This is a genomic window from Shewanella sp. UCD-FRSSP16_17 (assembly GCF_001675935.1).
GTDB classification, from domain to species: Bacteria; Pseudomonadota; Gammaproteobacteria; order Enterobacterales; family Shewanellaceae; genus Shewanella; species Shewanella japonica.
The window spans coordinates 935,258-956,004 of sequence record NZ_LZFV01000001.1 but is presented as its reverse complement, the minus strand read 5'-3'; the positions used below and the strand labels follow the sequence as shown (position 1 = coordinate 956,004).

The 20,747-nt window shown below is 41.5% G+C and carries 13 protein-coding genes; 12 read left to right on the top strand and 1 reads right to left on the bottom strand.

What is annotated here, in order from left to right:
• The first annotated feature begins 37 nt into the window (after window positions 1-37).
• The 4 genes from A9267_RS04040 to A9267_RS04025 all read left to right on the top strand — a co-directional run bounded on the left by A9267_RS04040 (window position 38) and on the right by A9267_RS04025 (window position 8,595).
• Entirely contained in the window at window positions 38-1,198 is a 1,161-nt protein-coding gene (locus tag A9267_RS04040; RefSeq protein ID WP_167692953.1) for an efflux RND transporter periplasmic adaptor subunit, read from the top strand.
• Window positions 1,198-4,365 (top strand): efflux RND transporter permease subunit, encoded by a 3,168-nt coding sequence (locus tag A9267_RS04035; protein ID WP_065108314.1) that lies wholly within the window; start codon window positions 1,198-1,200, stop codon window positions 4,363-4,365. The genes A9267_RS04040 and A9267_RS04035 overlap by 1 nt, the downstream gene beginning before the upstream one ends.
• Window positions 4,358-5,866, top strand: coding sequence for an efflux transporter outer membrane subunit (locus A9267_RS04030; protein ID WP_082972176.1), 1,509 nt, complete (start codon window positions 4,358-4,360; stop codon window positions 5,864-5,866). The genes A9267_RS04035 and A9267_RS04030 overlap by 8 nt, the downstream gene beginning before the upstream one ends.
• Window positions 5,867-6,339: 473 nt before the next feature.
• The gene (locus A9267_RS04025) at window positions 6,340-8,595 is read left to right on the top strand and encodes a TonB-dependent hemoglobin/transferrin/lactoferrin family receptor (RefSeq protein WP_065108313.1); all 2,256 of its coding nucleotides are present in this window, start codon (window positions 6,340-6,342) and stop codon (window positions 8,593-8,595) included.
• Window positions 8,596-8,724: 129 nt separating this feature from the next.
• On the opposite strand, the gene pepE is transcribed toward A9267_RS04025, so the two are convergent.
• Complete coding sequence (gene pepE / locus A9267_RS04020; RefSeq protein WP_065108312.1) at window positions 8,725-9,435, bottom strand: dipeptidase PepE; 711 nt, start codon at window positions 9,433-9,435, stop codon at window positions 8,725-8,727.
• Between the two features lie 440 nt (window positions 9,436-9,875).
• Here pepE and htpX point away from each other — a divergent pair, with 440 nt between their 5' ends.
• From htpX to nirD, 8 genes are all read left to right on the top strand, one after another.
• The gene (htpX, locus tag A9267_RS04015; protein ID WP_055026313.1) at window positions 9,876-10,739 is read left to right on the top strand and encodes a protease HtpX; all 864 of its coding nucleotides are present in this window, start codon (window positions 9,876-9,878) and stop codon (window positions 10,737-10,739) included.
• Window positions 10,740-11,051: 312 nt separating this feature from the next.
• Window positions 11,052-11,387 (top strand): tetraheme c-type cytochrome CctA, encoded by a 336-nt coding sequence (cctA, locus tag A9267_RS04010; protein ID WP_055026312.1) that lies wholly within the window; start codon window positions 11,052-11,054, stop codon window positions 11,385-11,387.
• Window positions 11,388-11,729: 342 nt separating this feature from the next.
• Window positions 11,730-14,612: a nitrate reductase gene (locus A9267_RS04005; protein WP_065108311.1), complete on the top strand. Its 2,883-nt coding sequence runs from the start codon at window positions 11,730-11,732 to the stop codon at window positions 14,610-14,612.
• Window positions 14,612-15,466 (top strand): uroporphyrinogen-III C-methyltransferase, encoded by an 855-nt coding sequence (gene cobA, locus A9267_RS04000; protein ID WP_082972175.1) that lies wholly within the window; start codon window positions 14,612-14,614, stop codon window positions 15,464-15,466. Before A9267_RS04005 ends, cobA begins: the two co-directional genes overlap by 1 nt.
• The gene (locus A9267_RS03995; protein ID WP_065108310.1) at window positions 15,459-16,799 is read left to right on the top strand and encodes a hypothetical protein; all 1,341 of its coding nucleotides are present in this window, start codon (window positions 15,459-15,461) and stop codon (window positions 16,797-16,799) included. Before cobA ends, A9267_RS03995 begins: the two co-directional genes overlap by 8 nt.
• A gap of 2 nt (window positions 16,800-16,801) precedes the next feature.
• A complete protein-coding gene (locus A9267_RS03990) occupies window positions 16,802-17,431 on the top strand; it encodes an ANTAR domain-containing response regulator (protein WP_065108309.1) in 630 nt (209 codons plus the stop codon).
• Between the two features lie 329 nt (window positions 17,432-17,760).
• Window positions 17,761-20,418: a nitrite reductase large subunit NirB gene (gene nirB, locus A9267_RS03985; protein ID WP_065108308.1), complete on the top strand. Its 2,658-nt coding sequence runs from the start codon at window positions 17,761-17,763 to the stop codon at window positions 20,416-20,418.
• Window positions 20,415-20,741, top strand: a complete 327-nt coding sequence (gene nirD, locus A9267_RS03980; protein WP_065108307.1) for a nitrite reductase small subunit NirD — start codon at window positions 20,415-20,417, stop codon at window positions 20,739-20,741. Before nirB ends, nirD begins: the two co-directional genes overlap by 4 nt.
• Window positions 20,742-20,747: the final 6 nt, after the last annotated feature.

The following is a 20,747-nucleotide window of genomic DNA, read 5'->3' as shown; positions in this document are numbered from 1 at the left end:
TGCGACATTTTCTTTATTCGCAGCAGTAACCTTATTAATGGGTTGTGAAACCCCAGAACCTGTTATCACACCCAAATTGGTTGTGGTTGAACAAGTGGATACGGCAACGGTGCCTTTATTCGGTAATTATGTCGGTGTAACCAAGGCATCACTCGATGTTGAGGTTAGGGCGCGTGTCGATGGTTTTGTGCAGGATAAAAGCTTTATTGAAGGGAGCGCCATTAAAGAAGGCGACTTACTTTACAGTATTGATAATCGACCTTATTTGGCTGTGGTAAACCGTTTAAAAGCGAATGTGGAGTCTCAGCAGTCTGTTTTAGATAAGTCACAACGAGATGTTGAACGTTTAAAGCCTTTGTATGAGCAAGATGCTGCTAGCCAATTAGATTTTGATAATGCGATTTCGATATTGTCTCAGGCTCGTTCAAGTCTTGCAGCAAGTAAAGCAGAGCTTGAAGAAGCTGAGCTTGAGTTAAGTTATACCCAAATCACCTCACCAATTTCAGGATTAGTGAGCCGCTCCGAAGTTGATATCGGGGCATTGGTTGGCAGTAATGGCCAGTCTTTATTGACCCGTGTTAAACAAGTTGATCCAATCTATGTGACTTTTAATATGTCAGCATTAGATTACCTCAATGCTCGCCGACGCATGACCAGTTATTCTGAGCAACAAGAAGCAGAAGCAGAAGGTAAAGCGGTTGAAGGTTTTGTCACTATCACCTTGCCTGATGACAGTGAATATCGATACTTAGGTAATGTTCGCTTTACTGACCCATCAGTAAACCCTGAAACGGGCACTTTTGAAGTGCGAGCAGAGTTACCAAACCCCAATAGAGAGCTTCTACCCGGCCAATACACCAATGTGCGCATCAAGTTGAATGAAATGAAAGATGCCATCGTGATCCCTCAAAAAGCAACGCAAGTTGAGCAAGGAGGCGTGTATGTCATGGTGGTATTACCAAATAATAAAGTCGAACGCAGATTCATTGTGATTGAACACCAAAGCCAACTAGGTGTAGTGGTTAAGAGTGGCTTAAAAGCGGGTGAATTAGTCATTGTCGAAGGCATGCATCGTGTTCGACATGGCCAACTCGCAGAGCCGTTAACTGCAGAACAATATCTAAAAAAAGAAGATGCAATTGAAAAAGAGCAAGCGCTTCAGCAACAGATATTGGAACAAGAACAGGAGCAAAAATAATGGCTCAGTTTTTTGTTAATCGCCCCGTTTATGCATGCGTAATATCAATCGTTATTGTGTTGCTTGGCCTTATTTCCATGTTTCAATTGCCTATTGACCAATACCCTTATATTACGCCGCCTCAGGTGAAAGTATCGGCATCTTACCCCGGTGCAACGTCTACTACCGCTGCAGAATCTGTTGCCACGCCACTTGAGCAAGAACTCAATGGCTTACCTAACATGATTTATATGAGTTCAAAAAGTACTAATTCAGGAAGTGCCAATGTCACAATAACTTTTGATGTTGGAACCAATCCTGACTTGGCAGCTGTTGATGTTCAAAATTCGACTCAACAAGCTACAGGTAGTTTGCCAATTGATGTGCAAACGGAAGGCGTTTCAGTGTCAAAAGAAGCCTCTGTTGAATTATTAAAGCTTGCGTTAACCTCAACTGATGAACGCTTTGACGAAATTTACCTCAGTAACTACGGCACAATTAACATTGAGTCTGCATTAAAACGTATTCCAGGTGTCGGTCGTGTTCGTAATACTGGTTCGCGCAGTTATTCAATGCGGGTGTGGTTACGACCTGACACTATGGCAGGCTATGGGTTAACGACTGCTGATGTTATTAGTGCAATAAAAGCGCAAAACAAAGAGTCGCCAGCTGGCACTATTGGTTCTCAGCCTAATAGTGATGCGCTGAGTATGACATTACCTATTACCGCTGCGGGCCGTATGAGTAGCGTTCCTCAGTTTAAAGAAATCATAGTAAGAGCTAATAATGATGGCTCTATCGTTCGATTGCGGGATATTGCCGATATTGAACTTGGCTCCTCTGCTTATACATTACAATCTCAATTAAATGGCGCTAACGCGACCATTTTACAAGTGTATTTATTACCAGGAGCCAATGCGCTAGAGGTCACTAAAAACGTTAAAAAAGAAATGGCGAAACTGGCCGAAAAATTCCCTCAAGGTATGAATTGGGAAGTCTTTTTTGATGCGTCTGTCTTTATTGAAAACTCAATTGATGAAGTGGTTAAAACCCTAGTAGAAGCGCTTATTCTGGTTATCTTAGTGGTGTTTTTATTCTTACAAAATGTGCGAGCCACTTTAATTCCTGCGATTGCTGTACCTGTGTCCTTGATTGGCACATTGGCAGCAATGTTAGCTTTTGGTTTTACGATAAATACGGTGAGTTTATTAGCGCTGGTACTGGCCATCGGTATTGTGGTGGATGATGCCATTGTGGTGGTTGAAAATGTTGAGCGGTTAATGAATGAGAAGGGCCTATCATCGGTTGAAGCGACTCGCGTTGCGATGAAGGAATTATCAGGGGCGCTGGTGGCTACGAGTCTTGTGCTGGCTGCCGTTTTTGTGCCTGTTTCATTTTTATCTGGAATCACAGGGATCATGTATCGCGAGTTTGCGGTTGCGATTACGGTCGCAGTACTGATTTCTACAGTGGTTGCCTTAACACTGTCACCTGCATTATGTGCGTTATTGTTAAAACCTGGCGATAAGCCGAGCTCTGGTTTTTTCAAGTGGATGAACGATAAACTAGATATGAGTACCACCAAATACGTATCGCTGGTGGCGTTGACAACCAAGCATGCTAAACGCAGTTATTTACTGTTTGCATTGATGGTTGGCGGGGTTTATTTCATTATGACGTCTTTACCGTCAAGCTTTATGCCTGATGAAGATCAAGGGCGCTTTTTCATTGATATGTCATTGCCTGACGGTGCAACAGTTAATCGCTCTCAAGCTGTTCTTAAAAAAGCTGAATCTCATGTTTTAGCTCATCCCGCGGTGGCATATTCATTTACGCTAGCAGGGGAAAATAAACGTTCAGGCTCAAATCAGGCGAATGGACAATTTGAAATTATTCTTAAACCTTGGGCAGAAAGAGCAGAGTCAGATGCTACAGTCCAAAAAGTGATGAAAGACATTCAAGGTTCACTTCAAGATATCTTAGAGGCGGACTTTAATATTTATCTTCCTTCTGCTGTTCCGGGCTTAGGTAACGGCTCAGGAGTTGAAATGGAGCTGCAAGATACATCTGGTACCAATTTTAAAGGGTTAACTGAAACAGCAGATGAACTGATAGAAGCATTAAAACTTCAACCAGAAATCGCTAAAGCTAGTTTGTCACTACAAAGTGCAATCCCACAACTGCATTTAACTGTTGATGAAGCAAAAGCGATGGCCATTGGCGTGAATGTGGCAGATATCTACAGTACGATTAAAACATTTACTGATTCATCTACCGTAAATGACTTTAATTTATTTGGCAGAGTCTACCGAGTGAAGGTTCAGGCAGAAGAGCAATATCGTCAGTTTCCAGAGCAAATTAAAGATTACTATGTACGCTCGGCATCTGGCGCTATGGTGCCCATTGGTGTGTTAGCCAAATATGAGTACTCAGTTGGACCTGCTGCAGTGACCCATTATAACTTATTCAGTAGTGTCTCGATTAATGCTACGCCTGCACAAGGATATGCCTCGGGCGATGTGATTAAAGCGATTGAACGAGTAGCAAAACCAATGCTGCCAAATGAGTTTAGTTATGAATGGACTGGTATTACGTTCCAAGAAGTACAATCTGCAAATCAAACGAGTATTGCGGTCGCCTTGGCCATGTTATTTGTCTTTTTGTTTTTAGCAGCACTGTATGAAAGCTGGACAATCCCGATTGCTGTACTGCTAATTGCCCCCATTGCAATGTTGGGAGCGGCACTGGGCACCTTAGTGAGTGGTATGGAAAGTAACTTGTTTTTCCAAGTGGCCTTTATCGCCTTGATTGGTATGGCAGCTAAAAACTCAATCTTAATTGTGGAATTTGCGAATCAATTACATAAAGAGGGCAAAAGTCGAATTGATGCAGCGTTAGAGGCTGCCAATATGCGCTTTAGACCAATCTTAATGACCTCAATGGCATTTATTCTAGGGGTATTACCTTTGGTTCTGTCTGTTGGCCCAGGAGCTGTGAGTAGGCAAAGCATTTCTATTCCAATTTTATGTGGGATGGTGTTTGCGACAACCATAGGTATTGTCATGGTGCCGTTATTTTTCGTGACGACAGTGGGTTGGTTTAAATCTAAAGTCTCAAATGAAACCAAGTCAAATCCTGTGCAAAAAGTGCAAAATACGGACACGAATGAGGAGGGCAACCATGCTTAAATTTTCCAGCTTATCTGCCCCGACACAAGGTGATGTTGATGGGATTAGAGTCAAAGGAAAAAGTTATCTGTCTATCCTTTTTGGGGCGAGTGTAACGTTACTGTTATCCAGTTGCGCTATGGGGCCTGACTACCAGCGGCCTGAAATTGAAGTCCCAGCTCAGTATCATGATGATTTAGCACAAGAGTCTCAAGAAAATTTGGGGCTTGCTAATTGGAAAGCGTTTTATCTTGATGAAGATTTACAAGTGCTTATCAGTCATGCGCTTGCGCAGAATCTAGACTTAGAAACTGTACGCTCAAGATTAATTGCTGCACGAAGAGAAGTCACGGTAACAGACTCAGCYTTATATCCAGCTTTTGGCATTAATGCAGATGCAGAGCGCTCTATTGATAGTGCGATTACCAATACCGATCCTGAACATGGTAACGAGTTTACTTTAGATGGCACGGTATCGTGGGAGCTAGATGTTTGGGGAGCGAACCGTCGTCGCAGTGAAGCTGAATATGCAAACTTCCTATCTGCGCAAGAAGCGTTAAATTTAGCGGTTATTAGCCTGATTAGTGATGTCGCATCTCGATACTATGAATGGTTGGATATTGAACAGCGATATTTAATTTCTCTCAATACCGTTGAAATACGCTTAAAAGAGCGCGATCTAGCAAGACTTCGTAAACAAAATGGTGTGATTTCAGGTTTACAGGTTCGTCAGGCTGAAGTTGAGTATCAAAGTGCCAAAGTCACTTTACCTGACTTAGATTTCGAGCGTAAAGCAAAAGCTAACCAATTAAAAATACTCTTGGGTGAGTTTGACTATCCTTTAGTGCTTAAAACTCAGCAGGAGATTACAGCTTATCGCCAGTTGTTCCCGACCAGCTTTACTGTGGGGGTGCCATCTCAAATGTTATCTCAGCGACCAGATGTCAAGGCGGCAGAGCAAGAACTTATTGCCGCTAATGCGAATGTCGGCGTGGCGAAAACTGCCTTTTTTCCACAATTTACTATAACAGGCAGTTATGGCACTGAAACCGATGATCTTAGCAGTATATTTGATAGCCAAGGTGTTACTTGGTCATTACTTGGTGGCATTACTGCGCCTATATTTAATGCCGGTCGTATCGCTGCGCAATATGACATCTCACAAGAAGCATTTAATCAAGCACACTTAAATTATCGAAGCACAGTGCTCAAAGCTTACTTTGAGGTCAATGACGCTATGAATAGTTTTCGCCGTTCAGAGTTAGCGATTGAAGCACAGCAAGAATTGGTTGAAGCGTCAAAAGAGTACACTCGCTTAGCCACTTTGCGTTATCGAAATGGAGTTTCAAGTTCTTTGGACTTGATGGATGCACAGCGCAGTTTATTTAGTGCTGAGTTAACCTTAAGCCAAGTTAAGCGTGATCGCTTATTATCGCTGATTACGCTTTACCGCTCGCTTGGCGGAGGAGTATTAACTCAAGAAGAGTTAGCCCAGATCACTGACCAAGAAAACGCTGATTAATGCTTGCTAAAGCAGGTTTAGGTAAGCATTGTCTAAACCTGTTTTATGCTAGTAAATACAGAGTCATACTTTCGCTATTATATTGGCGAGCCAACGTACTCATTCCATATTTCACTCCATATTTTACTGAAAGTGACTTTAGTCCTCTTCAATCACCATTATTGAGTCAACATTCATGGCTATTAAAGGCATGTAAACCCAAAGCTTAACTTAGATGGTGTTGCTTTGACGACTGATGTTAGATGCAAAAAGTGACAAATGTTATTTTTTAAATTAGCTTTGACTCATATTGGTAAATATTATTCTGAAAAGTTTTTACATCAATGAAACATAAGCGAAAATTCTCAATGAGTTTATTCACGATAAATGGATATTGGGATCGAGATCGCTATGTGAAAAATACTTCATGGTAGACTCCTGCGCAATTCGAGATGAGATTAATTCCTATTAAGTTTTAATTAAGGATAGCGTTGATGAAACCACTTTCAGTTAAATTAATTAGTGCTGCAATTGCTGCTGCATTATCCCCTCAGGTTATGGCAGATACCGATGAAGTTGTATCTAAAGAAGACATTAAACAATCTATCTCTAACTTCCATGAAGTGATTGTTATCTCTGGCTCACGTGTTGAGCAAACATTAGATCAAGTTGCTGGCTCAGTTGTTGTAATTGATGAAGAAGCTATTGCCCGCAACATGAGTTCAGATTTCGCAACGCTGTTCAAAAATGAAGCCGCTGTTGATGTTAAAGGTGGTGCAGGCAAACCTAGCTCAGTGACTATTCGCGGTATCGGCGGAAACCGTGTGATGATGGTTAAAGATGGTGTTCGTGTAAATAATCAATACGCATCACCATTAGGCCCAGGTGCTGAAGGTACAGGTCGTGGCCTGACAGAAGTCGAAGGCTTAAAACAAGTTGAAGTATTAAAAGCAGCTGCATCAACGATGTATGGCTCAGATGCATTAGGTGGTGTTCTTGTGATGACCACTAAAGATGCTGATGACTATTTACGTGGTGAAGATTACTACTTCTCGGCGAATGCTGGTTACACAGGTATGAATGATGAGTACACTGCGGGTTTTACTAGTGCATTTTCTGCAGGAAATTTTGATAACTTAGTAACGTATCAACGCCGTGAAGGTGAAGAGCAGCAAAACTACGATGGTACTTTGCCTGATAGTGATCTTGTCACTGATAGCTTTATCGTAAAAAGCAAATATCACTTCAATGATGACACTAACTTACAGTTAACCGTGGATTACATGAACCAGCAATTAGATCGCTGGGAAAACAGCTTAGATAACTTAAGTTCAATTGACTACGACCGTCAAACACAGGCGTTAAATACCTCTTTGCGTCTTCGTTCGACTAAAGACCGTGGTATCCACGATAGTGTCGATTTTGTTTTGTATTACGGTAAAACTGATCAAACTGAAAAACGTGATTATTATGATGGCGCCCAAGGCGGTATTCGTGACATTACCGAGAAAAGAGATTACCAATTTGATGAGTACCGTGTTGGATTTGCAAGTACGTTTGCTAAATCATTATCGCTAACGGGTCACGATCACAATATTATTTATGGCCTCGATGTTGAACAATCAGAAATGAGCCGCCCTCGTGATTATCAAGTGATTGATGACAATGGTAGCTGGTCGCCATCTGATACGGATACCTTCTCATTTGCAGATACTAAAAGCTTACGAGTTGGTGCTTTCATTCAAGATGATATTACTTTTTACGATGGTAAGTTAAATGCCATTTTAGGTTTGCGTTACGATTACTTCAGCAATACACCTGATCAACAACAAGCTGAAGATGCTGGTCGTGATCCTGCAGATTTTGAAGAGATGAGCGATGGCTTTTGGTCACCTAAGTTAGGTCTTGTGTACCATATGACCGATAACGTCAACGTATACGCTCAGTATGCGTACGGTTATAAAATGCCAACACCTGATCAAAAATGGGGTGAGCTTGAGGTTAAAGATGGCAAAATGCCATTCCCTGTATTGATTCAAGCAAACTACGATTTAGAGTCAGAATCAAGCCATACTGTTGAGATAGGGGTTCGTGGTCATCATGGTGATACACGTTACGAATTGACCACATTCTACACTCAAGCCAAAGACTATATTGATTGGGAATTTGTTGGGTGTGGCGGTATTTTCGGCTGCGCACTACCTCAGTCACTTGAGTATCAATATATCAACTACGATGAAGTGACTTTATACGGTGCTGAAGCGTCATTTAGCCACTGGTTTACAAATGAAATTGAACTATGGGGTAACATTGCTTATACCCATGGTGAAGATCAAAACGGTGATTATTTAAATTCAGTTAGTCCGCTCAAAGGTAATGTTGGGATGAATTACTACACTTACCTTGCTAATAAGGAAGTGGATTTTGGGTTGACGGTTCGTTTTGCTGATAACATGGACAGAACAACTGACTTAGATATCTTCCCTCCAATTCCGGGCATGCCAGATATGGGCTTTAACGAAGTTTACAATACAGCTGGTTACGCAGTATTTGATATCACGGCTAATGTCATGCTAAGTGATAATTGGACATTACGTGGCGGGGTATTCAACGTATTTGACACTGAGTACATTGATTACGCTGATGTGGCTGGCCAATCTAAATTTTTAATGTCTAATTTAGGTGTGACAGAAGATAATTACACGCAACCGGGCCGTTATTTCAGTCTTAAAGTCAATTATACTTTCTAAATCGCTGAGTTAACTTAGCGGTTAAAAGCGTTAAAAAGCCTTAGATTCAATATGAATTTAAGGCTTTTTTGGTTAGGTATGATTCAATCGCAAGGTTTTATGCAGAACCTACCCAGTATTAATGAGGGATTAATCCAAGTAATGGCTTAAATCACTGCCAACAGGAATGACGACCTCTTGTTCTTTACCATGGAATAAATATGCGTCTTTTTCACCGACAAGTGAGAGAGTATCACCTTGACGCCAAAGGGCTGTACCTTCCTGAATACCAATAACTGGCGTAATAGGATCGACAATCGTAAATTCAAGTAATCGCTGCGCTCGAGTTTCACCGTTATGACCAGGTGCTTGATAGTTGGTGTAGTGCGGGTTTAGTTGAAATGGCAACAGTTTTAAGCCAGTAAATGAAGCAGGCTCTACAATTGGCATATCATTTGTGGTGCGAATACTCAGCCCTGTAATATTTGAGCCAGCACTCCAGCCGATATATGGCTTACCATTGCTCACTTGCTCATTTAATAAATGCACCAAATCGTAACGGTATAACTCGTTTAATAATTGGAAAGTATTACCGCCGCCAACTAAAATTCCATCTGCATCTTTTATCGCTTGTTTTGGGTCACTGTATTGATGAATGCTACTGACTTCAATATTCAGTGGGGCTAAACCTTCGGTGACCATTGCAAGGTATTTATCATAATCGACACTCACGCCTGCGTAGGGAATAAACACCCATTTTTTTGCGTGAGTAGTAAGCGGTTTGATGAACTCAATGGCATGGGCTAAATAGGGAGTATTGCCTTCACGTGAACTGCTGAGCATTAATGCATTTACGGCCATTTCGATTTCCTTAACTGTTTAATTAATCGCTAGTTATTCTTATATTTATTGGATATTAACAAAGATTAATTACAAACCATAACCTAAGTGGATGGAAAATGATTAATGGAGGATAAATTTAAGCTTGGATTAATCTTATCTACCTAGACTTTGCGCTCTTCTTATCTCTGATAGCGATTAAGTCATAATTTAACGAAGACCATTCAGCTGAGATTAGGCTTGATGTGATATTTTCAAGAACTTGTCATTTTATGTCATTTTTTTCGATGACACCTTGAAAATAACCTAATAGGACATATTATGTCATTATGCATTGAGCTATCGCCATACACTCAATGTAAAAAGTAGAATTGGCAAAAGATTTAAACAATCATGCATGAAGACATGGTTGTACGTTATTAGAAAGTTTTAAGCGGCGTTAGTGCCAGATAGGAGTTGTAATGTTACGTATTATGTTATTGATTGGCACCAACTTAGCAATTTTGCTAGTTGCTTCGATTGTGATGTCGTTACTTGGGGTGAGTACCTCAAGCATGAGCGGGTTATTAATTTTTGCTGCCATGTTCGGTTTTGGTGGTGCATTCATCAGTTTAGCGATTTCTAAGTGGATGGCTAAAAAGACCATGGGGTGTGAAGTCATTACAACACCACGTGATAACACTGAACGTTGGTTAGTTGAAACCGTTGCCCGTCAAGCTGAGCAAGCGGGTATCAAAATGCCAGAAGTGGCGATTTACCAATCACCAGAAATGAATGCTTTTGCCACAGGTCCAAGTAAAGACAATGCATTGGTCGCGGTGAGTTCTGGTCTACTTTATGGTATGACTCAAGACGAAATTGAAGGCGTATTAGCGCACGAAGTTAGCCACGTTGCCAATGGCGACATGGTGACATTGACCTTAATTCAAGGTGTTGTTAATACCTTCGTTATTTTTGCCGCTCGTGTTGTTGCTGGCATTGTTAACAACGTCGTTGCTAATAACAGCGAAGATGGTGAAGGTTTAGGTATGTTTGCGTACATGGCCGTAGTTTTTGTCATGGACATGCTATTCGGTATTTTAGCGTCAATGATTGTGGCTTACTTCTCACGTATTCGTGAATTTAAAGCCGACGAAGGCGCAGCTAAACTTGCAGGTAAGCATAAAATGATTGCTGCATTAGAGCGTTTAAAAACAGGGCCAGAAACAGGTGCAATGCCAGCACAAATGGCTGCATTAGGTATTAATGGTAAGCGTTCAATGGCTGAATTCTTAATGAGTCACCCGCCGTTAGACAAACGCATTAGCGCACTTAAAAACAGCTAATACATTAATAAGATTGCGAAAAGGAGCCCAAGGGCTCCTTTTTTAATACTTTCTTTTTGAAATTGTGCGAGTAGAATGATGACCACTTTAATCTTGTGGTTACATCGCGTGACGCATGTTAAGGGAGAAGGTTCAATGTTAGGCTTGGGTAGTTGTATTTACTGTTGCTAAATTAAGCAGTGTTAGCTAAGTTTATTGTAGAGTCAAAGTATTGAGCCAAAATATTGAGTCAAAATGTCGTGCTGATAACCGATAACTAAGAAAGCTAATTGATGATCGTTTTCTTTATTATCACAAATGGAGGGTATTATAGTGAGCAATAAAATTCTTGTGGCTTTGTTTGCAGCAGCTTTAGCTGTACTGACATTGTCAACAAACGCGTTTGCGTCAGATGAAAACTTAGCTGATTTCCATGCCGAAATGGGTGGCTGTGAAAGCTGTCACGCTGATGGTGAACCATCTGCTGATGGTGAGTATGAGTTTGAACAGTGTCAAAGCTGTCATGGCACATTAGCTGAAATGGATGATAATCATGCACCGCATGACGGCATGTTAATGTGTGCCGATTGTCACGCGCCACATGATATGAATGTGGGTGACGTACCAACTTGTGATAGTTGTCATGATGATGGTCGTTCTGCTCAGTAATTGAGCTAGTTGAACTGTGTAACAACTGATGAATAAAGCACCGTTAATGACGGTGCTTTTTTTTGCTTTGATTCAAGCGCCTTAAATTGACTGATATTTGTATATCAAAAACCCACTGCATGTTCAGTGACTTATAATTAAACTACCCCTAAAGAGGTATTTAAATTGCTGTGTTTTCAATGGTTTGCGCTTAATTGGTGCAAAATAATGCACTTATCTAGAACAGTTTTTGATTGAAACCTTACCCTCAAATTTAAAACATCTTTAAAATCATCACTTTGGCTATTGGCACAACTTTTGCGATGTTATTGACATAGAATTTTGTCAGTAAAAGGAAGTTGCATGTCTCATATCCGGTCTAGTATCCAAACAAGTTGTGCTTATTGTGGAGTAGGCTGTGGTGTTAGTGTTTCGCCTCTTGCAGAGGTAACGCCGCATGTTAACGATGAGCAGAAAAACTCAAAAGCAAGTGCACCCATGTATAACCTTGAGGGTGATCTGCAACATCCAGCTAATAAAGGACAGTTATGTGCTAAAGGCGAACGGTTACTAGAAAGCTTGGTTCAGCCTAATACACTGCGTTATCCCAAACGTAAGTCAGGTAAGCCAATTGACTGGGATGTGGCGTTAACAACAATTGCAGACACTTTTACAAAGACAATTGCTGAGTTCGGGCCAGACTCTGTGGCTTTTTATTTATCAGGTCAGTTGCTAACTGAAGACTATTACGTTGCAAACAAGCTTGCTAAAGGCTTTATTGGTACAGCCAATGTAGATACCAATTCACGTTTATGTATGTCATCTGCAGTGAGTGGGCATATGCGTGCCTTTGGTGAAGATGTTGTGCCGGGCTGTTATGACGATTTTGAGCAAGCGGATGTTATTGTGTTAGTTGGGGCGAATAGCGCTTGGACTCACCCTGTTTTATTTCAACGAATGATTAAAGCGCGCGAGCAATCTGGTACAAAAATCATTGTGGTTGACCCAGCTAAAACGGCCACTTCGGCTCAAGCAGATTTTCATTTACAAATTACGCCTGGCACTGACAGTCTGTTGTTTAATGGTTTATTGCAATTTATTTCTGAAAATGAGGCTCAAGATAAGACGTACATTGATGAGCACACAGAAGGTTTTGATGATGTACTTCACACCCTATCTTCACAAACTGATCTTGTTAAAACTGACCAGCTTGCATCGTCTTTAGGCTTAACGGTAAGCGAATTAACCCAATTTTATCAGTTATTTATTGCCCATGAGAAAGTCATTACTGCCAGTTGTCAGGGAGTGAATCAGTCTACTTCAGGTACCGATTCGACGAATGCAATCATCAATTGCCATCTCGCGCTTGGTCATATTGGTAAAGTTGGCTGTGGTTTCTTTTCTTTAACTGGTCAGCCTAATGCGATGGGCGGGCGAGAAGTCGGTGGACTTGCCACACAGCTTGCTTGCCATATGGGATTCTCTGCTCCTGAACGACAGTTATTAGCAGATGTATGGCAAACCGAATCCATTGCTAAAGATAAAGGGTTAACTGCAGTTGAATTATTTGATGCGATGGCTGATGGCAAAATTAAAGCCGTATGGATCATGGGAACAAACCCGTTAGTTTCATTACCGAACACTGCAAAAGTACAGCAGGCACTTGATGCTTGCCCATTTGTGGTGGTATCAGATATCACCCAAGATGCCGCAACCGCAAAACAAGCCGACATATTATTACCTGCTTTAGGTTGGTCAGAAAAGTGTGGCACTGTCACTAACAGCGAACGTGTTATCACTCGTCAACGTGGCTTTATACCCGTTAAAGGCAATGCAAAACCTGATTGGTGGGCACTTGCTGAAGTTGCAAAACGCATGGGGTATAGCGCAGCATTTACATTCTCAAATAGTGCGGCTGTGTTTAAAGAGTTTGCTCAGCTTTCAAAAGCAGTAAAAGCACAATTTCCTGAAAAACAATTTGATATCTCTGGCATGAGTGAATTAACTGATGCTGAATACGACGGATTAGCGCCAACTCAATGGCCAGTAACAAGTGCCGCAATGCTTGGACAAACTGAGCGTCGATTATATCAAGGTGGGCTATTTTCAACGCCTTCTACTAAAGCGCAGTTTATTGCAACACAGCCGCTCAAGTCAGAGTTGAGTGTCGGTCAACATCAAGTATTGCTCAATAGTGGCCGCAATCGAGATCAGTGGCATACCATGACTCGCACTGGCCACATTGCCAGCCTTAGGGCGAGTATTCCTGAACCATTTGTCGCGTTACATCCAATCAAAATTCAACAGCTTGAGTTAAATGATGGTGATTTAGTGTGTTTTGCAACGCCTGATGCTGAACGTGCTCAAGTAAGTTGCGAACAGAGTACATCGAGTGTTCAAGCTACGGCAAGGGTTGTTGCCGACGACAATCAATCTCCCGATATGGCTTTCATGTCAATGCATTGGTCTTCGCAGTTCTCCCTTGGTAAAGGAGTGAATCAAACACTAAATAGTCAGTTAGACCCAATATCGAAGCAACCTGGCTTTAAATGCCAAGCAACAACCGTTACTAAAGTAGAGCTGGCATTACAAGGGATTATCTTTGGCGAGCATGACCCGTTATTTACCGGCACATGTTGGAATGTTCAGCAAAGTTTGTCAGCGGGTGAGTGTTATCACATCGCTTTTGATGATGCGGAAAAAGGCTTTAATTTTCAGTCTACTAGTTACTCTTTAAAATGGACGGTGAGCTTACTGAATAAGCAAGTTATTCATGTGCAGTGCAATATGAATCAGGGCCAATTAGTGTCGCTTAAATTGCTAAGTAAGCAGCAAGTTGAAGTCGCCCTTGAGCCGATGCATCTTCTTATCGGTGAAACAGTAGATACAGGGCTAATGAACCGATTACATCAACTGATTAAAGCTGGTAACAGTCCGCTTATTTGTGCATGTACTGGTGTCACAGAGGCCAAAATTCAGGATTCGATGCTGCAAGCGTTAGATAATTTGGTGTTTGCTCATCGAACAAGTGGTAATGAAGCGATATTGAGCCAAGGTGATTTTGAACAAGCGCTTGAACAGACACAGTCAGAATTGGGTTGTGGCAAGCAATGCGGCAGTTGCCATAGTGAAGTGGTGCAATGTGCAAGTGATATTTGGCTACTTGGTCTTGAAGATATGGCTATAGAGACTGTGGCAGTAAAAAATAAAAAACAATCTAAATCAACTCAAGAGGAGGTGGCGTGATGAGTCATTCAATCAGTCAATTAGTGAACCATAGTGTTGCTGGGAGTAATCCTTCTAAAGTTACTAGCAGCGAGTTAGTTGCTGGTGAGGTTGAGATTGTTGGCGCAGGTTGTGGCCAACTTGATTTGTTGACCATTAAAGCCGCTAGAATTATTTCTCAAGCTGACGCATTAGTTTACGACAGCCTAGTAAGCAGTGATATTTTATCTCTCGTTTCAGTTGATTGTGAACGACACTTTGTCGGAAAACGTTGTGGCCAACCTAGTTATAAGCAAGATGATATTAACTCCTTGTTGGCCAAATTAGCCTTTCAAGGAAAAAAAGTTGTTCGTCTAAAAGGGGGCGATCCGCATATCTTTGGTCGCGGTGCTGAAGAGTCGCTATTTTTAGCAAAAAATGGCCTGATAAGCCGATTTACACCGGGAGTAACAGCGGCATTAGGTTGCGCATCGAATACAGGTATCCCGCTTACTTTTCGAGGAACCGCACGTTCAGTGACTTTAGTGACGGGAACTAAGTTTGACCAAGCCCCAACACATTGGAAAGCATTACTCGCAGCTGAGTCGACACTGGTATTTTATATGGGTAAAGAGCAGGCCAAGGCTATTTCATCTGGGCTACTCGCTGTTGATGCGCCAGCTGATTTACCCGTTGCTTTTATCACAAATGGCGGCAGACCCAATCAATTAGTGACTTACGCCAATGTCTCAACGATGGCAGAACAAGCTGAAACAATTAAAGACTCTGGCCCGACACTGATTATTATTGGTGAAGTGGTTGCTGTTGGGCAAGAGCTAGCTGCTTTACTTGCTGATGTCAGTGCGACATCAATGGCCGAGGTCGTCAATGGTTGAACAACATTCAAAAACACAGCTTGATGCTGATGACTTTGATAACCGCAAGCTGGTTAAAGCATTAGGCAAAGGCGTGAAAGGTAGCCGAAGTTTAAACTTTGCCGAAGCATCTCATCTCATTAGGGCTTTCGCTAATGGGGAGCTATCATCTGCTCAAATGGCAGCTGCAATGATGCTAATGCGAGTCAGAGGAGAGTCAGTTGAAGAGCTTGCAGGCGTTGCTTCTGGGCTAAAACAGCTTGTTGGCAAAGAATGGCAAGACCTTAATGCGGACATAGATTGGCCAGTATATGCTGGAAAGCGAGAGCAATTACCATGGTTATTATTAGCCGCTAAAACCATCGCGCGCAAAGGCCAAACGATTATTTTACATGGTGACAGCCAGTCTCTTCCTCACCGAAGACATGTAGAGTCTTTTATTTCGGCGTTAGACATTCCACGGTGTTTTACTGCAGAGCAAGCTAAAGTTAATTTAGCAAAAACAGGGATTATTTATGTCAATTCTGCCGATATCGTTCCTGTGCTCAATGATTGTCGCCGCTTGCACCAGGAGTTAGGCCTACGTAGTTTAATTCAAATGTCAGTTCGCTGTATCAATCCTACCAATGCACCATTCAGTTTACGTAGTTATTTTCACCCAGGTTTAGATGAGCAGCACCAACAAGTCGCAATGTTACTAGCAGAGCAGCAAGCTGGCGATACTTTAGCAAAGCAACACGCCGACATTGCGATTTTTAAGGGGTTACAAGGTGAAACAGAAATCAATCCAAGAGTGAGTACAAGTGTAAAATTGCTTAGATTTGGTGCAAGTGGCGATAAGCAAACACTTGAATTGAACCATGTTGATCTTCCTACTCAGCTTGAAGCATTTGTTGGCGCTAAAGTAGGGCAGTCGGACTTGCCAGCTTATTTGCTTGCACAACTTTGGCACGGTGAAGATATTGCTGAAAGCGAACTTACTGATGGGCAATTACAACAAGCTATGGCCAGTATTACTGCGACTGTCGCATTAGTGAAAATGCTATCAACACCGAATTTAGCAATTGACACAGCCTTAACATACGCAAGTAAAAGTTGGTTATGTAGAAATAATGTCACTCAATTAAATAAGCTATCTATTCATAATGCTCACCAATTTGATACGTCTGAAAATAGCATTAATAATCAACAGTTAACGTGTAGTAATCAAGTTGACTGGGCTGACGAACAACAAAATGATATTCAACAAGAATTTATCTCTGGTAATTCAGATTTTAATCCTATTTGTGAAACTGCATACGATCACTCTTCATCAAGAGAGTATCAAAGTAAGCAGCGTGAAGTGAGGACTTAGTCGTGGTTAACTTAGTATATCGTGATCCTTCATTTACCAATGAAAACGTGTTTATCGATTGTATGTCGGAGTTGAGTAGTATCGACCCGTGTATGGAAGCAAGTTCTTTGAGTCAGTTAGAGCGCCAAATTATAAAAGGCAATGCTCTTTGTTTGGTGTTTTTTACTGAGTCTTTGACGCCACTGCAACAGGTATTCATTGAGCGTTTATTAATGGTAACGGCACTGCCAATTATTGTTAATGCGTACGCATGGGATGAAGAATTATTAAAGAGTTTATTACAGTGTGGGCGAGTGACATTTGTACCAGAAAAACTGACACCTAAACGATTAAAGTCATTAGTTGGCTTGGCTAAAATTCGCYTTAATAGTGCTTCAACTATGCTTGAGAAAGTCAAAGAGTTAGATGAAAAGTGCACTGACTTAAAACGTGTATCAAGGGCTAAATCATTATTACAACGTCAGGGAGTGACAGAGGCTCAAGCACATAAAATGATTCAGAAACAAGCAATGGACAAGTCGATCAGTTTTGCTGAAATGGCCAATGAAATCATTTTAGCGGCGCAACAACTTGAAGCAAAGCGTGTGCATCAAATTGGTGCGTGTGCCCATGGTGCGAACAGCAAAGCCTAGTGTTGGTAAGTCTTTTGTAAATATAATCCTTTGTTTTTATGTACTTATATTTACATTGTAATTGGCATAGTCAATGCAACACATAATCATAAATGAATAATACCGAAATTAACTCAAACGCATTCGTTAACGCTCGAATGACTTAAAACGTGATAAACGATATAGCAGGCAATGGCGTCTTTACTATCATCCGTTTTAGAGTCAATGAGAATAACAAAGTATATAAAGTTTTAATTTAAAAATTGGAATAAAGGCAATGGCGCCATCTCTGCTTGCGGAGATCGGCGCCTTTTTGTTTTTTGATTTCAAAAATAAAAAAGGAGCCAACGATGGCTAATTCTACAGGAACGTCGAATTCACCGACAACGGTCAACAAAAAACCTAAGTTGGTTGTGATCGGTAACGGTATGGTCGGGCACCATTTTATCGAGCAATTATGCAGTCAAGGGCTTCAAAAGCAGTTTGATGTTGAGGTTTTTGGTGAAGAACCACGCCCAGCTTATGACAGGGTGCAACTATCTAAATACTTTGAAACAGGCAGCGCTGATGAGCTGATGTTAACAAGTGCGCAAGATTATCTAGATTGGGGTATCAAGCTGCATCTTGATAGCCGAATAACTGAATTAGATACACAATCTAAAAGCATTACCACCGAAGATGGTGTCACGAGTCATTATGACAGCTTAGTGTTAGCCACAGGCTCTTATCCTTTTGTACCACCCATTAATGGTAATGACAGAGAACGTTGTGTTGTTTACCGTACCATTGAAGATTTGCAAGATATTGAAGCTGCGGCTAGTCAATCTAAAGTGGGCGTCGTCGTCGGTGGTGGCCTGCTAGGCCTTGAAGCTGCTAATGCTTTGATGGCACTTGGTGTGCAGACTCATGTCGTTGAATTTGCTCCACAATTAATGCCTGTTCAGTTAAATGATAAAGCGGGTGATTTATTAAAGAGTAAAATCAATGATCTAGGGGTTACCGTTCATACCTCAAAAGCCACTACCGCTATTATTGATGGCGAGTCAGCGATGCATCGTATGACTTTTAATGATGACAGTTTTCTTGAAACTGACATGATTGTTTTCTCTGCGGGTATCCGTCCTCAAGATGCGCTTGCTCGTTCAAGTGGATTGCAAATGGGAGAACGTGGCGGTATCACAATCGACGATAATTGTTTGACTTCAGCAGTAGATGTTTACGCTATTGGTGAATGTGCATTATGGCAAAACCGCATTTTTGGTTTAGTGGCACCTGGATATCAAATGGCACGTGTAGCAGTAGCAAGTCTCGTGGCTAGCTTAACTGATACGGCAACATCATCAACTGCCTTTACTGGTGCAGACATGAGTACCAAGCTTAAATTACTTGGTGTCGACGTTGCTGCAATCGGTGAAAGCCGTGGCTTTGAAAATGCCCAGTTTGTGGAATTATCGGACAACCAATCGGGCATTTATAAAAAGCTTTGGTTAGATGAAACGGGTAAATTCTTAAAAGGAGCTGTGTTAGTTGGCGACAATAGTGACTATAACCGTTTGCTTGATTGTTATTTATCTCAGGATGAAATTGAAGGTAATGCCGTTGATTTATTAATGACAGGTGAAGAGTCAGCTGCAGATTTGAAAGACACATCAATTATCTGTTCATGTCACCAAGTCACAAAAGCGGACATTGTGAGTTCTGTAAAAGAAGGCAATCACACAATTGCAGAAATCAAGTCTTGTACCCGAGCAGCTTCAGGTTGTGGAGGTTGTTCTGCACTTGTGAAGCAAGTCATGGATGAAGCGCTTATTGCAGAAGGTGTTGAGTGTAATACCGGCATTTGCGACCATTTTGAGCATGATAGACAATCTCTATATCACTTGTGCCAGGTAGAAGGTATTGAAGATTTTGATACGTTAATTTCTAAGCACGGTAAACGCTCAGCAACAGGTGAGGCTTCAACATTTGGTTGTGATCTTTGTAAACCTGCTGCAGCTTCCATTTTTGCATCGCTACAAAACAAATATGTGCTTAACCAAGACAGCAGTCATGTGCAATTACAAGATACTAATGACGCTTATTTAGGTAACTTGCAAAAAGATGGCACCTATTCAGTGGTGCCTCGTATTGCAGGTGGTGAAATTACTCCAGATGGCTTAATTGCGATTGGTGCGGTGGCCAAAGAGCACGATTTATATACCAAAATTACTGGCGGACAACGTATCGATTTGTTCGGTGCTAAATTATCAGAGTTACCAGTCATTTGGCAGAAGTTGATTGAAGCAGGTTTTGAAACTGGTCATGCCTACGGTAAGTCACTTCGTACGGTTAAATCTTGTGTGGGTAGCACTTGGTGTCGATATGGCGTACAAGATTCTGTTGGAACAGCCATTGATTTAGAAAATCGCTACAAAGGGTTACGTAGTCCGCACAAAATTAAGTTTGCTGTGTCGGGGTGTACTCGCGAGTGTGCAGAGGCGCAAAGTAAAGATATAGGTGTGATAGCCACTGATAAAGGTTGGAACTTATATGTGGCTGGTAACGGCGGCATGCGACCTCGTCATGGTGACTTATTTGCCACTGATTTAGATACGCCTACACTAATACAATATATCGATAGAGTATTGATGTTCTATATTAAAACAGCAGACAAGTTACAGCGTACTTCAGTGTGGATGGAGTCACTAGAAGGTGGTCTTGAGTATCTACAATCTGTAGTAATTGAAGACAGTTTAGGGATTGCTAGTGAATTAGATGCTCAAATGAGTCGAGTTGTTGATGCCTATCAATGTGAATGGAAAACAAGTCTTGAAAAACCGGAGTTTTTGGCTCGCTTCAATGAGTTTGTTAACCCAGAAGCTAAACCTGAGGGAGAAACTCATCTATATCATCGTGTGCGCGAACAACGATTCCCAGTCGATACAGCATCATCTGGCGCTGGCAATATTGCGATTAAAGATATTACTGCTGAACAAAATGAGCAAGAAGCTGTGGAGGAACTAGTATGAGTTGGGTAACGGTATGTAATGAGTCAACTTTGCCTCAAGGAACAGGTGTAGCAGCTTGGGTTGCTGGCAAAGCAGTTGCCATTTTTGATTTAGGTAAGCATGGTTTATATGCTATTGATAATGTTGATCCTGCAACTGGGATAAGTCTACTTGCCCGTGGGTTAATTTGCGATATGGAAGGAGTGCTTTGTGTTGCATCGCCATTATATAAGCAACATTACAGCCTAGAGACAGGTGTGTGTTTAGAAGATGAAGCACTCGTTGCTTCACCTTACGAAATTAAAAAGGAAGCTGGCCAAGTATTGGTTTTGGCTAAGTCATAGGGACAT

Excerpts from the sequence above, each read along its gene's own strand:
- A9267_RS03995 (WP_065108310.1), top strand. The coding sequence starts at position 15,459 with ATGGTTGAACAACATTCAAAAACACAGCTTGATGCTGATGACTTTGAT.
- htpX (WP_055026313.1), top strand. The coding sequence starts at position 9,876 with ATGTTACGTATTATGTTATTGATTGGCACCAACTTAGCAATTTTGCTA.
- A9267_RS04025 (WP_065108313.1), top strand. The coding sequence starts at position 6,340 with ATGAAACCACTTTCAGTTAAATTAATTAGTGCTGCAATTGCTGCTGCA.
- A9267_RS04040 (WP_167692953.1), top strand. The coding sequence starts at position 38 with ATGGGTTGTGAAACCCCAGAACCTGTTATCACACCCAAATTGGTTGTG.
- nirD (WP_065108307.1), top strand. The coding sequence starts at position 20,415 with ATGAGTTGGGTAACGGTATGTAATGAGTCAACTTTGCCTCAAGGAACA.
- A9267_RS04005 (WP_065108311.1), top strand. The coding sequence starts at position 11,730 with ATGTCTCATATCCGGTCTAGTATCCAAACAAGTTGTGCTTATTGTGGA.
- cobA (WP_082972175.1), top strand. The coding sequence starts at position 14,612 with ATGAGTCATTCAATCAGTCAATTAGTGAACCATAGTGTTGCTGGGAGT.
- A9267_RS04035 (WP_065108314.1), top strand. The coding sequence starts at position 1,198 with ATGGCTCAGTTTTTTGTTAATCGCCCCGTTTATGCATGCGTAATATCA.
- nirB (WP_065108308.1), top strand. The coding sequence starts at position 17,761 with ATGGCTAATTCTACAGGAACGTCGAATTCACCGACAACGGTCAACAAA.
- pepE (WP_065108312.1), bottom strand. The coding sequence starts at position 9,435 with ATGGCCGTAAATGCATTAATGCTCAGCAGTTCACGTGAAGGCAATACT.